14 protein-coding genes are annotated in these 14,155 nt (G+C 35.4%); 3 read left to right on the top strand and 11 right to left on the bottom strand.

The genetic code is table 11. From position 1 onward, the window contains the following. Positions 1-28 precede the first annotated feature (28 nt). From JML65_RS16735 to JML65_RS16710, 6 genes are all read right to left on the bottom strand, one after another. Entirely contained in the window at positions 29-2,434 is a 2,406-nt protein-coding gene (locus JML65_RS16735; protein WP_202271490.1) for a 3-hydroxyacyl-CoA dehydrogenase/enoyl-CoA hydratase family protein, read from the bottom strand. A 55-nt stretch (positions 2,435-2,489) separates the two neighbouring features. After that, positions 2,490-2,939, bottom strand: coding sequence for a MarR family winged helix-turn-helix transcriptional regulator (locus tag JML65_RS16730; RefSeq protein ID WP_373866368.1), 450 nt, complete (start codon positions 2,937-2,939; stop codon positions 2,490-2,492). Between the two features lie 162 nt (positions 2,940-3,101). Then, entirely contained in the window at positions 3,102-4,025 is a 924-nt protein-coding gene (locus tag JML65_RS16725; protein WP_202271489.1) for an ABC transporter ATP-binding protein, read from the bottom strand. Between the two features lie 101 nt (positions 4,026-4,126). Further along, on the bottom strand, positions 4,127-4,504 hold the full coding sequence (locus tag JML65_RS16720) for a GxxExxY protein (protein WP_084084457.1): 378 nt from the start codon (positions 4,502-4,504) through the stop codon (positions 4,127-4,129). Positions 4,505-5,344: 840 nt separating this feature from the next. Next, positions 5,345-6,316: an iron ABC transporter permease gene (locus tag JML65_RS16715; RefSeq protein ID WP_202271488.1), complete on the bottom strand. Its 972-nt coding sequence runs from the start codon at positions 6,314-6,316 to the stop codon at positions 5,345-5,347. A gap of 25 nt (positions 6,317-6,341) precedes the next feature. After that, the gene (locus JML65_RS16710; protein WP_202271487.1) at positions 6,342-6,899 is read right to left on the bottom strand and encodes a TlpA family protein disulfide reductase; all 558 of its coding nucleotides are present in this window, start codon (positions 6,897-6,899) and stop codon (positions 6,342-6,344) included. Positions 6,900-6,931: 32 nt separating this feature from the next. Here JML65_RS16710 and JML65_RS16705 point away from each other — a divergent pair, with 32 nt between their 5' ends. Continuing rightward, the gene (locus JML65_RS16705) at positions 6,932-8,056 is read left to right on the top strand and encodes a ferredoxin--NADP reductase (protein ID WP_202271486.1); all 1,125 of its coding nucleotides are present in this window, start codon (positions 6,932-6,934) and stop codon (positions 8,054-8,056) included. Beyond that, positions 8,053-8,670: a vancomycin high temperature exclusion protein gene (locus JML65_RS16700; protein WP_047496014.1), complete on the top strand. Its 618-nt coding sequence runs from the start codon at positions 8,053-8,055 to the stop codon at positions 8,668-8,670. Before JML65_RS16705 ends, JML65_RS16700 begins: the two co-directional genes overlap by 4 nt. On the opposite strand, the gene JML65_RS16695 is transcribed toward JML65_RS16700, so the two are convergent. Next, positions 8,667-11,267 carry a BamA/TamA family outer membrane protein gene (locus JML65_RS16695; RefSeq protein WP_202271485.1) on the bottom strand — a complete coding sequence of 867 codons (2,601 nt, stop codon included), beginning with the start codon at positions 11,265-11,267 and terminating at the stop codon, positions 8,667-8,669. The genes JML65_RS16700 and JML65_RS16695 overlap by 4 nt on opposite strands. Between JML65_RS16695 and JML65_RS16690 the strand changes: the two genes are divergently transcribed. Beyond that, positions 11,253-11,978, top strand: coding sequence for a TrmH family RNA methyltransferase (locus JML65_RS16690; protein WP_202271484.1), 726 nt, complete (start codon positions 11,253-11,255; stop codon positions 11,976-11,978). The two genes, JML65_RS16695 and JML65_RS16690, sit on opposite strands and share 15 nt — an antisense overlap. Before the next feature lie 138 nt (positions 11,979-12,116). Here JML65_RS16690 and JML65_RS16685 read toward each other — a convergent pair whose 3' ends face one another. The 4 genes from JML65_RS16685 to cmk form a co-directional block, all read right to left on the bottom strand. After that, positions 12,117-12,614, bottom strand: a complete 498-nt coding sequence (locus tag JML65_RS16685) for a hypothetical protein (protein WP_047496006.1) — start codon at positions 12,612-12,614, stop codon at positions 12,117-12,119. Positions 12,615-12,617: 3 nt separating this feature from the next. Beyond that, a complete protein-coding gene (locus JML65_RS16680; protein WP_047496002.1) occupies positions 12,618-12,926 on the bottom strand; it encodes a phage holin family protein in 309 nt (102 codons plus the stop codon). Positions 12,927-13,006: 80 nt separating this feature from the next. Beyond that, positions 13,007-13,357, bottom strand: a complete 351-nt coding sequence (locus JML65_RS16675; protein WP_047496001.1) for a YtxH domain-containing protein — start codon at positions 13,355-13,357, stop codon at positions 13,007-13,009. 96 nt (positions 13,358-13,453) lie between these two features. After that, the gene (cmk, locus tag JML65_RS16670) at positions 13,454-14,128 is read right to left on the bottom strand and encodes a (d)CMP kinase (protein WP_047495998.1); all 675 of its coding nucleotides are present in this window, start codon (positions 14,126-14,128) and stop codon (positions 13,454-13,456) included. Positions 14,129-14,155 lie beyond the last annotated feature (27 nt).

Below are 14,155 nucleotides of genomic sequence, written 5' to 3'. Positions count from 1 at the left end.
CTTAGTCTCGAGTCTCTTGATCTCAAGTCTAATTTCTCAACGGTTTTCCATTCTGCAACATGTACTGGATTCTTTCAAGGGTTTTTCTTTCTCCGCAAAGGGATAAGAATGTTTCTCTTTCAAGGTTCAGTAAGTATTGTTCGGTAACTACTGTTGGTTCAGATAGATTTCCACCTACCATTACATTGGCCAGTTTATCTGCAATTTTCTTGTCGTGAGCAGAAATATAGTTTCCGGTAAGCATCTGGTCTGTTCCTACATAGAACATTCCTAGTGCATCTTTACCTAATACTTTTACTCTTTGTTCGATAGGCTGGGTATATCCTTGTTCAGCTAATAGTTTTGCAACCTTTTTAGCTTCTGCAATCTGTCTGTTTTTGCTTACTGAAACGATATCTTTACCTTTTTCAAGGATTCCCATATCGTAAGCTTCGTAAGCTGAAGTGGCTACTTTACCCATAGCAATGTTCATGAAAGCTTCACGAAGTCTGTTGTTTTTAACGTCGTCGCTATGGAATTCTCTTGAAGTTCTTAGGGTAAGTTCTTTTGTACCACCACCTCCAGGAATTACACCCACTCCGGTTTCTACCAGTCCGATGTATGTTTCTGCTGCGGCAACCACTCTGTCTGCATGCATGGTCATTTCACAACCACCTCCTAAAGTCATTCCGTGAGGAGCAACTACTACAGGAATAGAGGAGTATCTTACTCTCATCATTGTTTTCTGGAAGTAGGCGATCGCCATATTTAAATCATCCCAATCCTGCTCAATAGCCATCATAAGGATCATCGCAAGGTTAGCTCCTACAGAGAAGTTAGAACCCTGGTTTCCTACAACCAGTCCATCGTATTCTTTTTCTGCTAAATCAATTGCTCTGTTTAAGCCGTCAAGAACTTCGCCTCCAAGAGAGTTCATTTTGGAACGGATCTCAAAGTTGATGATTCCGTCTCCTAAATCTTCAATAGCAGCTCCTGAATTACTCCAGATTGTTTTGTTCTTTCTGATATTATCTAAGATGATGAAAGCATCCTGTCCCGGAATATTATTATAGTTTCCTGAGTTTTTGTCGTAAAAGATACTTTGTCCTTCATCATTTACTTTATAGAAGGTTTCTCCTTTGTCGGCTAAAGCTTTTACCCAGTCTGAAACTTCATATCCCGCATCTTTTGCCAGCTCTGTACCTTTTGCTACTCCTACGGCATCCCAGATCTCAAACGGGCCATTTTCCCATCCGAAACCGGCTCTCATAGCATCATCAATTTTGTAAACCTCGTCAGAAATTTCAGGAACTTTATGAGAAACGTAAGCGAATAGTGCTCCTAAAGATTTTCTGTACAATTCACCCGCTTTATCTTTACCACCGATCAATACTTTGAATCTGTCGATTGGTTTGTCGATCGCTTTTGTAAGCTCAAGGGTAGGGAATGAAGATTTTCCCTGAAGTTCGTATTCTAAAGTATCAAGGTTTAATCCGTGAATTTCAGATTTACCTTCAGCATTTTTTACTTTTTTATAGAAGCCCTGTTCTGTTTTTGATCCCAACCATTTATTATCCATCATTTTCTGAATATAACCCGGAAGAGCAAATACATCATTGAAATCGTTAGCTTCAGCGCCGCTTTGACGAACTCCGTTTGCTACCATTACCAATGTATCAAGACCTACTACATCAGCGGTTCTGAATGTTGCAGATTTAGGACGTCCAATGACCGGACCTGTCAATTTATCTACATCAGAAACCGTTAATCCTAATTTCTGCACATTATGAAGAAGATCCATCATAGAAAATACACCAATTCTGTTGGCGATAAATGCTGGAGTATCTTTTGCCAGAACGGTAGTTTTACCCAGGAATTTAGCTCCATAATTCATATAGAAATCTATAATCTCAGGATCAGTATCGTTGGTAGGGATAATCTCTAAAAGAGGAAGATATCTTACCGGATTAAAGAAGTGTGTTCCAGCAAAATATTTTTTGAAATCCTCACTTCTTCCTTCTGTTAAGAAATGGATCGGAATACCGGATGTATTAGAAGAAATCAATGTACCCGGCTTTCTGAACTGTTCAATCTTTTCGTATACCGATTTCTTGATATCAAGTCTTTCTACCACTACTTCAATGATCCAGTCTGTATTTTTTATTTTCTGTAGATCATCATCGAAGTTTCCTACTTTGATTCTATCTGCAAACTTTGGAGAATAAAGAAGTGCAGGACTTGCTTTTTTCAGTTTTTCAAAGTTTTCGGTAGCAATTCTGTTTCTTACTACTTTGTCATCTTTGGTCAAACCTTTTTTCTGCTCAGCTTCAGTCAGTTCAAAAGGAACAATATCCAAAAGTGACACTTCAACACCGATGTTGGCGAAGTGAGCTGCGATACCGCTTCCCATAATTCCTGAACCAAGAACCGTTACATGTTTGATTCTTCTTTTCATATGTAAATTTTTATTTTTAATAAGGTCGTATGTAACCATACGGTTTCATTATAATTTATTTTCTGTTATTTAATAATTCGTTGGCTATCTTCATGATTTCAGTCATGACGTCTTTGAAAGTTTCAAGCTTCTCGGGAGCAATTTTTTCCATCACCTTTTTATTAAAGTTGACGACTACTTCCTTAGACATATTTCTTGAATTCAAACCTTTATCTGTAAGTTTAATGATCACCTCTCTTTTATCGGTGGTTGTCTTTTCCTTATAGATATATCCGTTATCTTCCAAAAGTTTGATAATCCTGGTCAAAGAGGTCGGCTCTATGGCCATCTTAGGGCCAAGATTCGTACTTCGGGTTCCTTCTTTGGGATCAATTTTAAGAAGGGTAAGGGCCTGTACTGCTGTAGAATCATGTTCCTGGGCTAATTCTGTGTACATTTTTGAAACAGCCAGCCAGGTCTGCTTTAAAATTAAGTCTACGTTTTCTATTTTATCTCTATCCATCATTTTTGCGCTAATGGTTTTACCCAAATTTAGTAAATATTATGCATGCATAGTATTTATTAACGTTAAATTTTGTTAACAATCTGATAGTAAGTGGATTAAATTGTATGATTAGCATAATACTATGCATGCATAGTATGTGAAATAAATAATAAAAACTAAGTATTAATGAATGTTTCCAATGAAATTAATGATTTCTTCAAAGGATTGACATTGTTGTTTCGTGTTATCTTTAGTAATTACCCAAAAATGGTTCTGAAGATCAAAATGGAAGGAGGAAAGATCTTTTTGGAAGTTTTTTTGAAGCAGAGAATAGAGCATTTCTTTATAAACCTGGGGTGCCGAGATATGAGGTGCTATAAAATTCTCGCTCATTTGAAATAAAGAAGTGGTAGTCAGTTCCTCATTCTGAATCAAAATATCTTCTACAATTCCCGAGTATAGCTGATTATCCTTGATATACCATATTTTATCTGCAAATTCCTTCGCCAGCCTCCAGTCATGAGAAGAAAACAGGATAAGTTTATTCTGTTCTTTAGCCAGCTTTCTAAGGGTTTTAAGAATGATAATCTTATTTTTCTCATCCAGATGAGTAGTGGGTTCATCCAGAATAATAACAGGGGAGTTCTGCGTTATAGCTCGTCCGATAAAAGCTTTCTGAAGATTACCGTCCGAAAGGTTTTTAAGAAGGGTATGTTGGTATTGGGTTAAATCTAATTCCTCAATAATATGAGTGACTTCTTTTCGGTCTTCTTCTTTTAATTCAAAATAAAAAGGATAGTAAATATATTTCCCCAACGAAATAAGATCTTCAACCGTATAATGCTGTGGAACAACTGATTTTGAAAAGACAACAGCAATCTGCTCAGCAATCTCTTTTACGGAAAACTTTTTTACATTTTTACCATTAATTAATATTTCTCCACTCCGTAAGGAAATCTGATGGAGAATAGATTTGATTAATGTCGTTTTCCCAACCCCGTTATTGCCGATCAACAGGCATACATCACTAAGCTTTGCCTCTGCATTAGCATTGGATATTAAAGTGGTCTGGTAACCGATGTTGGCTTGTTTTACTTGTAGATGCATATTTGAGGTGGTTAAACGCAAAGTCGCGAAATATCTTACAAAAATACTGTTTTTAAGACGCAAAGAATTTGACTTTGCCAGTTTTTTATACTTTTTATAGTTTATAAATGATTGACAACTCTTGTTACTCCATCTTTGAAAACATTGGATTGAAAGTTAAGTAATAAGCCTAATTTGCAATTTGTCATTTTTAAATAGGTTAAAAGTTGAGCTTTATGGGTAGGGTTTATATAATCAACTGTTTTTATCTCTAAAATCAATTTATTTTCAATGATAATATCTAACCTGAAAGCATTCTCGATTCTTAAATCTTCATAAACAATGGGGAGCAATTTTTGTTTTTCTACTAAAAGTCCTGCTTTAGTTAGTTCATAAAACATGCATTCTTCATAAACATGCTCAAATAATCCTGCTCCAAGTTTTTTATGAATTTTTAAACCCATATCAAAAACAATTCTTGATAATTCATTTTCTGTCATTTGTGGTATTTTAAATAAATATATGAATTGTTGGGTAAACGCAAAGGCGCAAGGGGGGGCTCCTGAATTACGTATTTTAAGGCGCAAGAAAATCAAAGATTTTCAGGAAATACTTTTGGTATCGATTAGTTTATAAAAACCACCATTTTAGCAATGTGGGATTTAATTTTATCGGAGATAAAATCCTTGCGTCTTAAAAACATTATAATTTGAAAATTTCTTTGCGCCTTAGCGTTTACCAACCACAATTAAGTTTTATTTTGCTTTAAAAGCATCATCAGGATCACTGAAATACTAAAAACTGAGCTTATTAGATTCAAAGCATTTAATGTTGGACAAACGCAAAGGCGCAAGGGGGGCTCCTGAATTGTGTATATTTTAAGGCGCAAGAAAATCAAAGATTTTCAGGAAAATACTTTTGGTCTTGATTAGTATATGAACTACTATTTTAGTAATGTTGGATCGGAGATAAAATCCTTGCGTCTTAAGAACATATTCATTTGAAAATTTCTTTGCGTCTTAGCGTTTACCAACCCAAATCAGATTTTATTTTGCTTTAAAAGCATCATCAGGATCACTGAAATACTAAAAACTGAGCTTATTAGATTCAAGGAATTTATGTTGGGTAAACGCAAAGGCGCAAGGGGGGCTCCTGAATTACGTATATTTTAAGGCGCAAGAAAATCAAAGATTTTCAGGAAATACTTTTGGTATCGATTAGTATATAAAAACTACCATTTTAGCAATGTGGGATTTAATTTTATCGGAGATAAAATCCTTGCGTCTTAAGAACATTATAGTTTAAAAATTTCTTTGCGTCTTAGCGTTTACCAACCCAAATCAGATTTTATTTTGCTTTAAAAGCATCATCAGGATCACTGGAATACCAAAAACGGAGCTTATTACATTCAATGGAATCTGTGTTTTTTCTGCAATAATGGAGAAAAACAACATGACCAGCATTCCTAAAAACATATTCAGGATCCACTGCTGCCATAGTTTAGACGGGTTATAGACCAGTCTGCAGAAGTGCGGAACAATAATTCCAATAAACAGGATAGGTCCTAAAAATGCTGTAATAGAGGCGGAGAGGAGTGAGGATGCTACAATGATTAACAGCTTCAGGCGCTTTAAATTTACCCCCAGACTCTGTGCATAAGATGTTCCCAGAGAATTTCCGATCAGAGGTTTTATAGTTTTAAAACAAAAGAATAGGCCTATTGCTACAAGAACAGATAAAACATAGATCTGATTTCTGCTTACCATATTATTAGCTCCAAAAGACCATAGAATATAGTTTTTAAGGCTTTGGTTCTCGGCATAGAACTGAAGCAGGGAAACAATAGCTCCTGCAAAAGCCGAGATAAGGAATCCGAAAATAATAAGGTAAGATTTATCCTGAAATTTATTAGACATCGATAACAATATCAGCATCAGTACTAAGCTTCCTCCGATAGCGGATAAACTCAGAAAACTGTTTTGAAGAAATTCAGGAAGGAGGATATCTTGAGAGAAGAAAATGTAAAAAGCTACAGATAAACTGGCTACCGAAGTAATCCCCAATATATCCGGACCGGCTAATGGATTTTGAAAATATTCCTGCATCAGAAAACCGGAGGTAGGAATTGAGATTCCTGCAAGAAGCATAACCAATACACGGTTGATACGGATTTCAGCAATTTGGCTATGGGCAGAATTCTGAAAAAAATCCTGCAGCTCTAAACTTAAAAATCCTGTGTTCAGATTAATGCCAGCACCTATAATAATAGCTACCAGAAATAATAAACACAGGATTCTAAACCTTTTTGACATTATTCAGAAAGAGTTTCTGTATATTTTACTTTAAAAAAGAATCGATTTTCGAATTCAGTACATCTTCCGTCATCATTCCTAGATACTCATCTGTTTTATCACCTTTTCTCATAAAAGTAAAGGGAATAGAACCTCCATCCCATTGTTTGAAGTTACGGGAGAAGAAAGTTGGATCTAATTTTTGTCCATCCAAAAGAATAACGCTGCCTCCCAGATTATTTTCTACAACAAAATTTTTCACAGCACCATCCCAATCTGATTTTTCATCAAGATTTACAAACGTGAATTTTACAGGTTTCCCTTTCAATTCCTCCATTTTATTTTTAAAACTAGGAATCTCTTTCATACACGGTCCACACCATGTTGCAAAAAAATTCGTTACGTATAAAGTATCATTATTTTTAGCTAAATGTTGACCCACATTTTCCGGAGAAAGTTCTTTTGGAATATACGCAGTTGTTTCAGCAGCTGTATTTTTTGTTACTGAAAGTGAATCTGTATTGGTATTTTCTGTTTTCTGGCTTTCTTTTTTACAGCTAAAAAGAGCCGTAATAATAAGCGTGGATAAAATTATCTTCTTCATAAATTATTTTTTATCTATTTTTGAATTGAAGTATGGAACAACAAATCTATAAAGGGAAACTGATACAGTTTCATTGGTTAAAAGTAGCGAAAAAGGAAGAACTGACCAAAAATACTTTTTCTCTGGAGTTTGAAATTCCTGAGAATTTAAGGGATAATTTTAAGTTTGAGGCAGGGCAATACGTGAGTGTAAAGTTTCAGTCTCATGGTGAAGAAGTGATTAATGATTATTCAATGACTTCGGCTCCGTATGAAGGGAAAATTTGTTTGGGAATAAAGGTTAATTCCCCTGCAGGAGCTACTTCGCAGCTATTTCAGAACTACAATGAAGGAGATCAATTATTGGTAGGTGAGCCTGCCGGAAGATTTACTTTAGGGTCTAAGCCCAGTGAATTCCGGACTATTGTTGCTTTTGCTGGAGGTATTGGAATTACTCCGGTTTTAAGTCATTTTAAAAATATTCTTCATAATGAGCCGAGGACAAGACTCTTTTTGTTTTTTGGAAATAAGAGTTCTGAGGAATTGATTTTCAGAGATCAGCTGGATCATCTTGCCAGAAACTATGGAGACAGGCTTCAGATTTTTTATTTTTTCTCACAGGAAAAAACAGTGGATCAGTTTTTCTATGGCAGGCTGGATGAGAAAAAACTCAATTTGATCATCAATCAGATCCTGCATCTGGATGATACAGATGAAGAATCCACCATCTGGGACGCGGTAGATGAAGTCCTGATCTGCGGGAAAGGAGAAATGATAAAAACGCTGGCTAATGCCTGCTATCATCATGGAATTCCAAAAAAGAATATTCATTTTGAACTTTTTGAGGAGTATAATGATGATATTTACCCTGTAGAAAAGGAATTTCCCCTTATTGAAAATATTGAGGTGGAGTTTACAATGTTGGGGAAAAAATATGCAACAATACTTCCCGATAACAGAGATAAAATTTTGCAACAGCTTCTGATTCAGAAATTTCCTGTACCTTACTCCTGTAAATCTGGAATCTGTGGAAGCTGCGAATGTTCTTTGGAAGAAGGAGGAGTGGAACTCCTTGAAAATGAATACTTAACCGAAAAGGAGGAAGGACAAGGGCATATATTAGCCTGCATGTCGATTGTGAAAAGTAAAAAAATAAAGCTTAACTTTGATCTTAGTTGAGAATTTTTAAAAACATATTTGGTCTCGGTGTCATATCGGTAGAATTAGGAATTTTACTGATATGTTTCTGTAATGTCTGGGTTTTCGGGCTTACAAATGGCCGTACCTATACCAAGATATCCAAGATTCCCCCAAGAGAAATTGCTCTGGTTCTGGGAACATCACCTAAAATGAGATCGGGGCTATCCAATCCTTATTTTACCAAAAGAATGGATGCGGCAGCACTTCTCTATCATCACGGGAAAATCAAAAAGATTATTGTAAGTGGAGAAAAGAGTAAAGGGTATAATGAGCCTGCTGCTATGAAAAACTATCTGGTGAATCAGGAAGGTGTTCCGGGAGATATTATTGTGGAAGATCCAAAAGGCTTCAATACGTATAAAAGTATATTACGGTGTAAAGATATTTACAAGAAGAAAAATGTGATTATCGTTTCGCAGGGATTTCATAACCTTCGTGCCTTATTTTTTGCAAGAAACAACGATATGAATGCGTTGGGTTTTGATGCACAGGATGTCACAAAACCTGAAAGTTTTTACAGAAATCAGGCGAGAGAAATCCTCGCCCGTGTAATTGCTGTAATTTATTTTGTCTTAGGCGTTTCTCCGGATTAAAAAGGATATCCAAACGCAATATTAAGAGTAGGTTTAAACGGCTGGATATTTTTGATTCTCCATCGGTCTCCCTCCGCTTTATTTGGGTCGTAGATCTTATAGGCAAGATCTATCCTTGCGGTGATGTAGGCAATATTTATTCTCAATCCAAATCCACTACCAATACCTACTTGCCCCAGGAATTTATTCAGTTTAAATTCGTCATTATATCCGTCATTATGATCACGCAGACTCCATGTATTTCCAATATCTGTAAATAAGGCTCCTTCATACATACTATTGAAAGGGATTCTGTATTCGATGTTTGTGGTAAGTTTTACATTATTGGTCATATAGGTACGTACTCTTTCATCTACCTGAGAGTCTGCAGGACCTAATCCTCCAAAAGCTACCCAAGCTCTGATATCATTAGAACCTCCATTGAAATAAGATTTAATAATAGGCATATCCTGAGAGTTTCCATAAGGAACACCCACTCCGATAAACTGGCGAAGAACCAATGTCTGATTTCCATTGAATTTGAAATATTTCCTTGCGTCGATATCAAATTTTATAAATTGAGCGTAAGGAATTCCAAAAATGGTTTTTTGAGGTGAGGTAACAACTCCACCATCATTATCTTTTTTGTTGAATAAGCTCAAAATATTACCGGCAAGCTCTACTTTACCATTGAAATAGAAAGCATTAGGGTAATCTTTTTTACCAATTTCACTATACACAAAATTATAAATCATGGAAGAAATCAATACATCCTGGGTCTGTCTGTCTTTATTGACCAATGTTCCTCTAAAGGCGGTTAAAAGATCTGTTCCCTTTTGGTCCAGATTGTCACGGTACTCCTGATCCTGTAAAAGAAGTTTTGAAACGTCATCAATACTAAGCTTGTTGTTCTCATAATCGGTTCCAATCTTGGGTCTGTACGCAAAATAGCTGTCAAAAATATCGTCTTTTACCCTTTCATCATTAACAAAATAACTGTAATAAGCATCTTTGTTTTTTGTTAAACTGATTTGGGTATTAAATAAAGTCAGCTTATGATAAATCTGATCATTCACATTAGCCTGATAGTTGAGTCCCGTATTGAAATTGAGTCTTCCCAATCCGATATTATTCTGTATTGAAGCCCCCAATAAAATAGAGGAGGTAGGAGTATAACGTTTTGGAATAAACTTATAATAATTAAACGGAAGTAAGAGTCTCGGGAAATTAAGGGATGCCTGTGCCGAGATTTCATATGCCGTACTTCTTTTATCAATATCCTGTGTACTTCTGATAGATCCGAAAGTTCCGGAAATACTGGTTGAAATATTTTCTGCTCCCCTAAACACATTACGGGTGGTAAGGTCTATAGAAGGAGAGATCCCAAGATTTAATAACTGGGAATAATTGACATCAGTTCCTACTTTAAGGTCATATTTTGGAAGTGGCTTCAATACATACAATACATCTACAATGCTATCATTTGGCGAAGTAATGCCTCCTCTTCTTAAGGAATCCCGGGCTTTTACAATACTGAAATTGTTCATGGCCATGAAGTTCCTTTTGGTGACATCCAGTTTCTTTTGGTCATATACCTGTTTACTGTCTACAATAACAGCTCTCCATAATGAGGATGTTTTATATTTCTCATTCATCTTATGGAACCTTACTCTTCTTAAACTGTCTTTAACGGTGTTTTTTGGAAAGTCACTAGGTTCATCAACAATTGCAATATCTATATTTCCGAAAGTGGCTACTTTATAAGGACGGTCTAAAGAATCTTTATGAATCTCCAGCGTCAGAGGAACCTGTTTCTTGCTCTTAATAGAATCTGCTATGAAATAGACTTCATCATTGGAACTGTTGAATTTATAGTATCCAAAATCTCTCATCAGGTCCGTAATTCTCGTCACCTCTTTTTCAAGAACTGTTTGGTCAAGAATTTGTCCCGATCTGATAAGGGTTTTTTCTTTCAGGTGAGAATATATACTTTTTATACCCTGATCCGGAATATTATAATAATAATCTTTAATATAAGTAGGGTCATTATGTTTGATGAAATAATTGACGGCTGCTTTTTTGGAGGCAGAATCCAGATTTTGTTTGAATTTTACATCTGCATCCCAAAAACCTCTGTAGATAAGTCTTTTTTTGATAGATTCAGTACTTTTTTCACTTCTTGTCTGGTCTAAGATTACCGGTGGTGTACCCCAGTTGTGCAATACACGGTCAAAAAACAGACTTTTTCCGACACTGCTTTGCATATTATATTTGATGAATAAAGAATCCCTTAGGTTTTGATTTCTCATCTCCCGGGGATAGGTCATATATTCATTAAGTATCGTATCGTATTTGGAATTGGCCATATTGTAGAAAGCCAATGTTAAAGGCATGAATAGAAGCTGTTTTTTGTTAGGTTTCTGCTGAACGTAATCTTTCAGTTCTTCATCAAAAAACTCTTTCTTATCTTCGAATTCAAAGCTGTTCCTGGTGAGCAGATATTCACCATCCGGAACTTTTTTTGTCGTACTACAAGCATAAAGGAGACCAACAAATGTTGCAAATGATATAATTTTATAATACTTTTGAGGAGAATTCTTATAATGCTTACAGCTCATACAATAAAAATTTTACAGTCTTTAGATAAAAAGAAGTTCAGACAAAAATACAATTTGTTTTTGGTTGAAGGTAATAAAATCATTTGTGAACTTCCTAATTCTAATATTAAAGTTAAAGAAATATTCTCAACCGATCCGCAAAAATTGGACCGTACTGATATTCCTGTTTCCCATATCTCTGAAAATGAGTTAAAAAAAATTAGTTTCCTTAAAACTCCGAAAGATTCCGTAGCAGCATGTTATCTTGCTGCCGAAGAGAGAATGGAGGATAAAAATATTCAGCTTGTTTTGGATGGTATTCAGGATCCCGGAAATTTGGGAACCATTATCCGTCTTGCAGATTGGTTTGGGATAGAACAGATCATCTGCAGTGAAGATACTGTTGATTTCTATAATCCAAAAGTAATCCAGGCCAGTATGGGATCTTTTACCAGGGTAAATATAATATATACCGATCTTGTGGAATATCTTTCAGAAACGGATAACGTGAATATCGGAACCGATATGGACGGTGAAAGTATTTATAGCTTCGAAAGACCGGAAAAGATAAATCTGATCTTAGGGAATGAAGGAAACGGAATGAGACCGGAAACAGAGGCACTTCTTCAACAGCGTATCACTATTCCAAGATTTGGAAGTTCCCAATCTACAGAAAGCCTGAATGTATCAATGGCGGCGGGAATTATTTTAGGACAGCTTTTTTCAAAATAGAAATCAGATTAAAGACATCAGATATCAGACAGAGAACTTTGACAGTAAGTTATTAAATTATAAATATGTACTATTTTAATTTAATCAACTGATCTAATGTATAAAGTGCCGCATCTGATATCTGGTGTCAATATCTCATTATATTAGCTGTTCCATACTTGAAACACTTTTATTTTTCTGGTATACCTCCAGCTTTTTTCTGACAAATTTTAGTGCAATAGGGGCGAGGTATATTAAAGCAGCGCCAACTAGTTTATTTTTCCAGTTGGTACTTTTCATATTCTTTTTGGCATAGTTTCCCACTATGGCAGTAATGCCCAGTTTTATAATGCCGTCTGCAATATTTCCATTAAACGCAGAACTGGCAATGCCTACAGCTGTATTTTTACTGATGAGAAGATCTTTCACTTCTGAGGTGAGCTGTCTTGCAATTACATCTTTTCTCAGGACTACTTTTTCGTCTCCGTCTTCATCTATCTTTTCCTGAAGATACTGATCTGTTAATCCATTGGTAAAGGCACTTAAGCTTTCTTTTGTGTTCTTGAAGGTAAGAAGATTCTCAAGATCATCGATTTCACCCTGAAGCAGTTTTTTCTTTCTTCTTAATTCTTCTATGCTTTCGTATTTTCTGCCCATAGTTTAATGATTTAAAAATTTAATAACCTGATCTGCAACAGTATTGACAATCTTATTTTTAAAAGCAATGACAAAAGCCATTACTAAGGCATAAAATGCAGCAACAATTAAGAATCCATAGGAATAATTATCTAATGCTTTGCCAATGAGAAATGCAATTCCAAAATTGAAAAGAATAATAAAAAAAGCAAAAGCAACAAGCAGTACTACAAAGTAGGTAATGAGCCCGGCAGAAAGAGAAGACTTTTCAGTGGCTTCTATTTTCAGAAGATCTATTCTCTTCGAGGCGTATTCTTTAATAGTCTCTATCATTGTTTTTTTTTAAAGTTACAAAAAAAGGAACTTTTGTACAAAAGTTCCTTTCTGTAATTTACTTAAAAAAGATAAATTACTTATTTTTTTAGATCATTCAATTCTGCTTCTACATCTTTCACTACGTCTGCAGTTTTAGAAACAATCTGATCCTTATACTTATCGTATCCATCTTTCATGGTATGCGCTACATTATTCGCTGTTTCTTTGAAAGTGGAAGAGATATTACCATACTGGTCTTTTACTTTTTCAGAAACTTCTCCATATTTATTTTTAGCCTGATCTTTTAAATCATTCGCCTTATTCTTGATTTTCTTTCTTGTTTCTTTTCCTTCTTCCGGTGCATAAAGCATACCTAAGATTACACCCGCAGCAGCACCTGCAAGAAGTCCCGCTAATATACCTGCTGTATTTTTTTCTTTTCTAGACATTATAAGTTTTTTAATAGTTAATAATAGATTAGTTTTTTACAGTAATAAAACTTACAATTTGTATACCAAAGGAGGCTTTAAGCCTATTAAAAATTGTTAAATCTTTTGAATATAGGAGAGCATAAGTTGTATTGTTTCCTCTTTGCTCAATGTAGAGTTGTCAATAACAATTGCATCGTCAGCCTGCTTTAGAGGGGCTATTTCACGCTCACTGTCTATTTTGTCTCTTTCAATAAGATTTTGTTTTACCTGCTCTTTATCTGCTTCAATTCCGAGTCCTTTTAATTCAAGAAATCTTCTGTTTGTTCTTTCGTCAATACTGGCAGTAAGAAAGAATTTATAGTCCGCTTTTGGCAGAACTACTGTCCCTATGTCACGTCCATCCATAATAACGCCGCCTTTTTCTGCCAAAGAACGCTGAGATTGCAGTAAAAAGTCTCTTACTTCTTTTTGCTTAGCCACCACGCTTACATGATCTGAAACCTCATTCGAACGGATTTCTTTAGAGATATCTGTCTGATTAAGGAAAAGAACCAATGTTCCATCGTTATTTTTAAATTCGAGCTCAATTTGATCCAAAGAAGCGAATAATGCTTTCAGATCAATGTTGCCATTTTCATCCAAACAATGCTGCAATGCATACCAGGTAACGCCTCTGTAAAGTGCACCGGTATCCATATGAATAAGTCCTAATTGATCAGCAATGACTTTAGAGATAGAGCTTTTTCCGGTAGACGAGTACCCATCGATCGCTATTACAGGTTTTTTCATACTGCAAATTTCAAGATTTTTTTTAGA

Origin of the sequence: Chryseobacterium sp. KMC2 (assembly GCF_016756935.1) — a bacterium.
Lineage (GTDB): Bacteria > Bacteroidota > Bacteroidia > Flavobacteriales > Weeksellaceae > Chryseobacterium > Chryseobacterium rhizosphaerae.
This window is presented reverse-complemented; position numbering and strand designations above follow the sequence as displayed.

Excerpts from the sequence above, each read along its gene's own strand:
- JML65_RS16730 (WP_373866368.1), bottom strand. The coding sequence starts at position 2,939 with ATGATGGATAGAGATAAAATAGAAAACGTAGACTTAATTTTAAAGCAG.
- JML65_RS16710 (WP_202271487.1), bottom strand. The coding sequence starts at position 6,899 with ATGAAGAAGATAATTTTATCCACGCTTATTATTACGGCTCTTTTTAGC.
- JML65_RS16675 (WP_047496001.1), bottom strand. The coding sequence starts at position 13,357 with ATGTCTAGAAAAGAAAAAAATACAGCAGGTATATTAGCGGGACTTCTT.
- JML65_RS16685 (WP_047496006.1), bottom strand. The coding sequence starts at position 12,614 with ATGGGCAGAAAATACGAAAGCATAGAAGAATTAAGAAGAAAGAAAAAA.
- JML65_RS16735 (WP_202271490.1), bottom strand. The coding sequence starts at position 2,434 with ATGAAAAGAAGAATCAAACATGTAACGGTTCTTGGTTCAGGAATTATG.
- JML65_RS16720 (WP_084084457.1), bottom strand. The coding sequence starts at position 4,504 with ATGACAGAAAATGAATTATCAAGAATTGTTTTTGATATGGGTTTAAAA.
- JML65_RS16725 (WP_202271489.1), bottom strand. The coding sequence starts at position 4,025 with ATGCATCTACAAGTAAAACAAGCCAACATCGGTTACCAGACCACTTTA.
- cmk (WP_047495998.1), bottom strand. The coding sequence starts at position 14,128 with ATGAAAAAACCTGTAATAGCGATCGATGGGTACTCGTCTACCGGAAAA.
- JML65_RS16690 (WP_202271484.1), top strand. The coding sequence starts at position 11,253 with ATGCTTACAGCTCATACAATAAAAATTTTACAGTCTTTAGATAAAAAG.
- JML65_RS16680 (WP_047496002.1), bottom strand. The coding sequence starts at position 12,926 with ATGATAGAGACTATTAAAGAATACGCCTCGAAGAGAATAGATCTTCTG.
- JML65_RS16695 (WP_202271485.1), bottom strand. The coding sequence starts at position 11,267 with ATGAGCTGTAAGCATTATAAGAATTCTCCTCAAAAGTATTATAAAATT.
- JML65_RS16705 (WP_202271486.1), top strand. The coding sequence starts at position 6,932 with ATGGAACAACAAATCTATAAAGGGAAACTGATACAGTTTCATTGGTTA.
- JML65_RS16715 (WP_202271488.1), bottom strand. The coding sequence starts at position 6,316 with ATGTCAAAAAGGTTTAGAATCCTGTGTTTATTATTTCTGGTAGCTATT.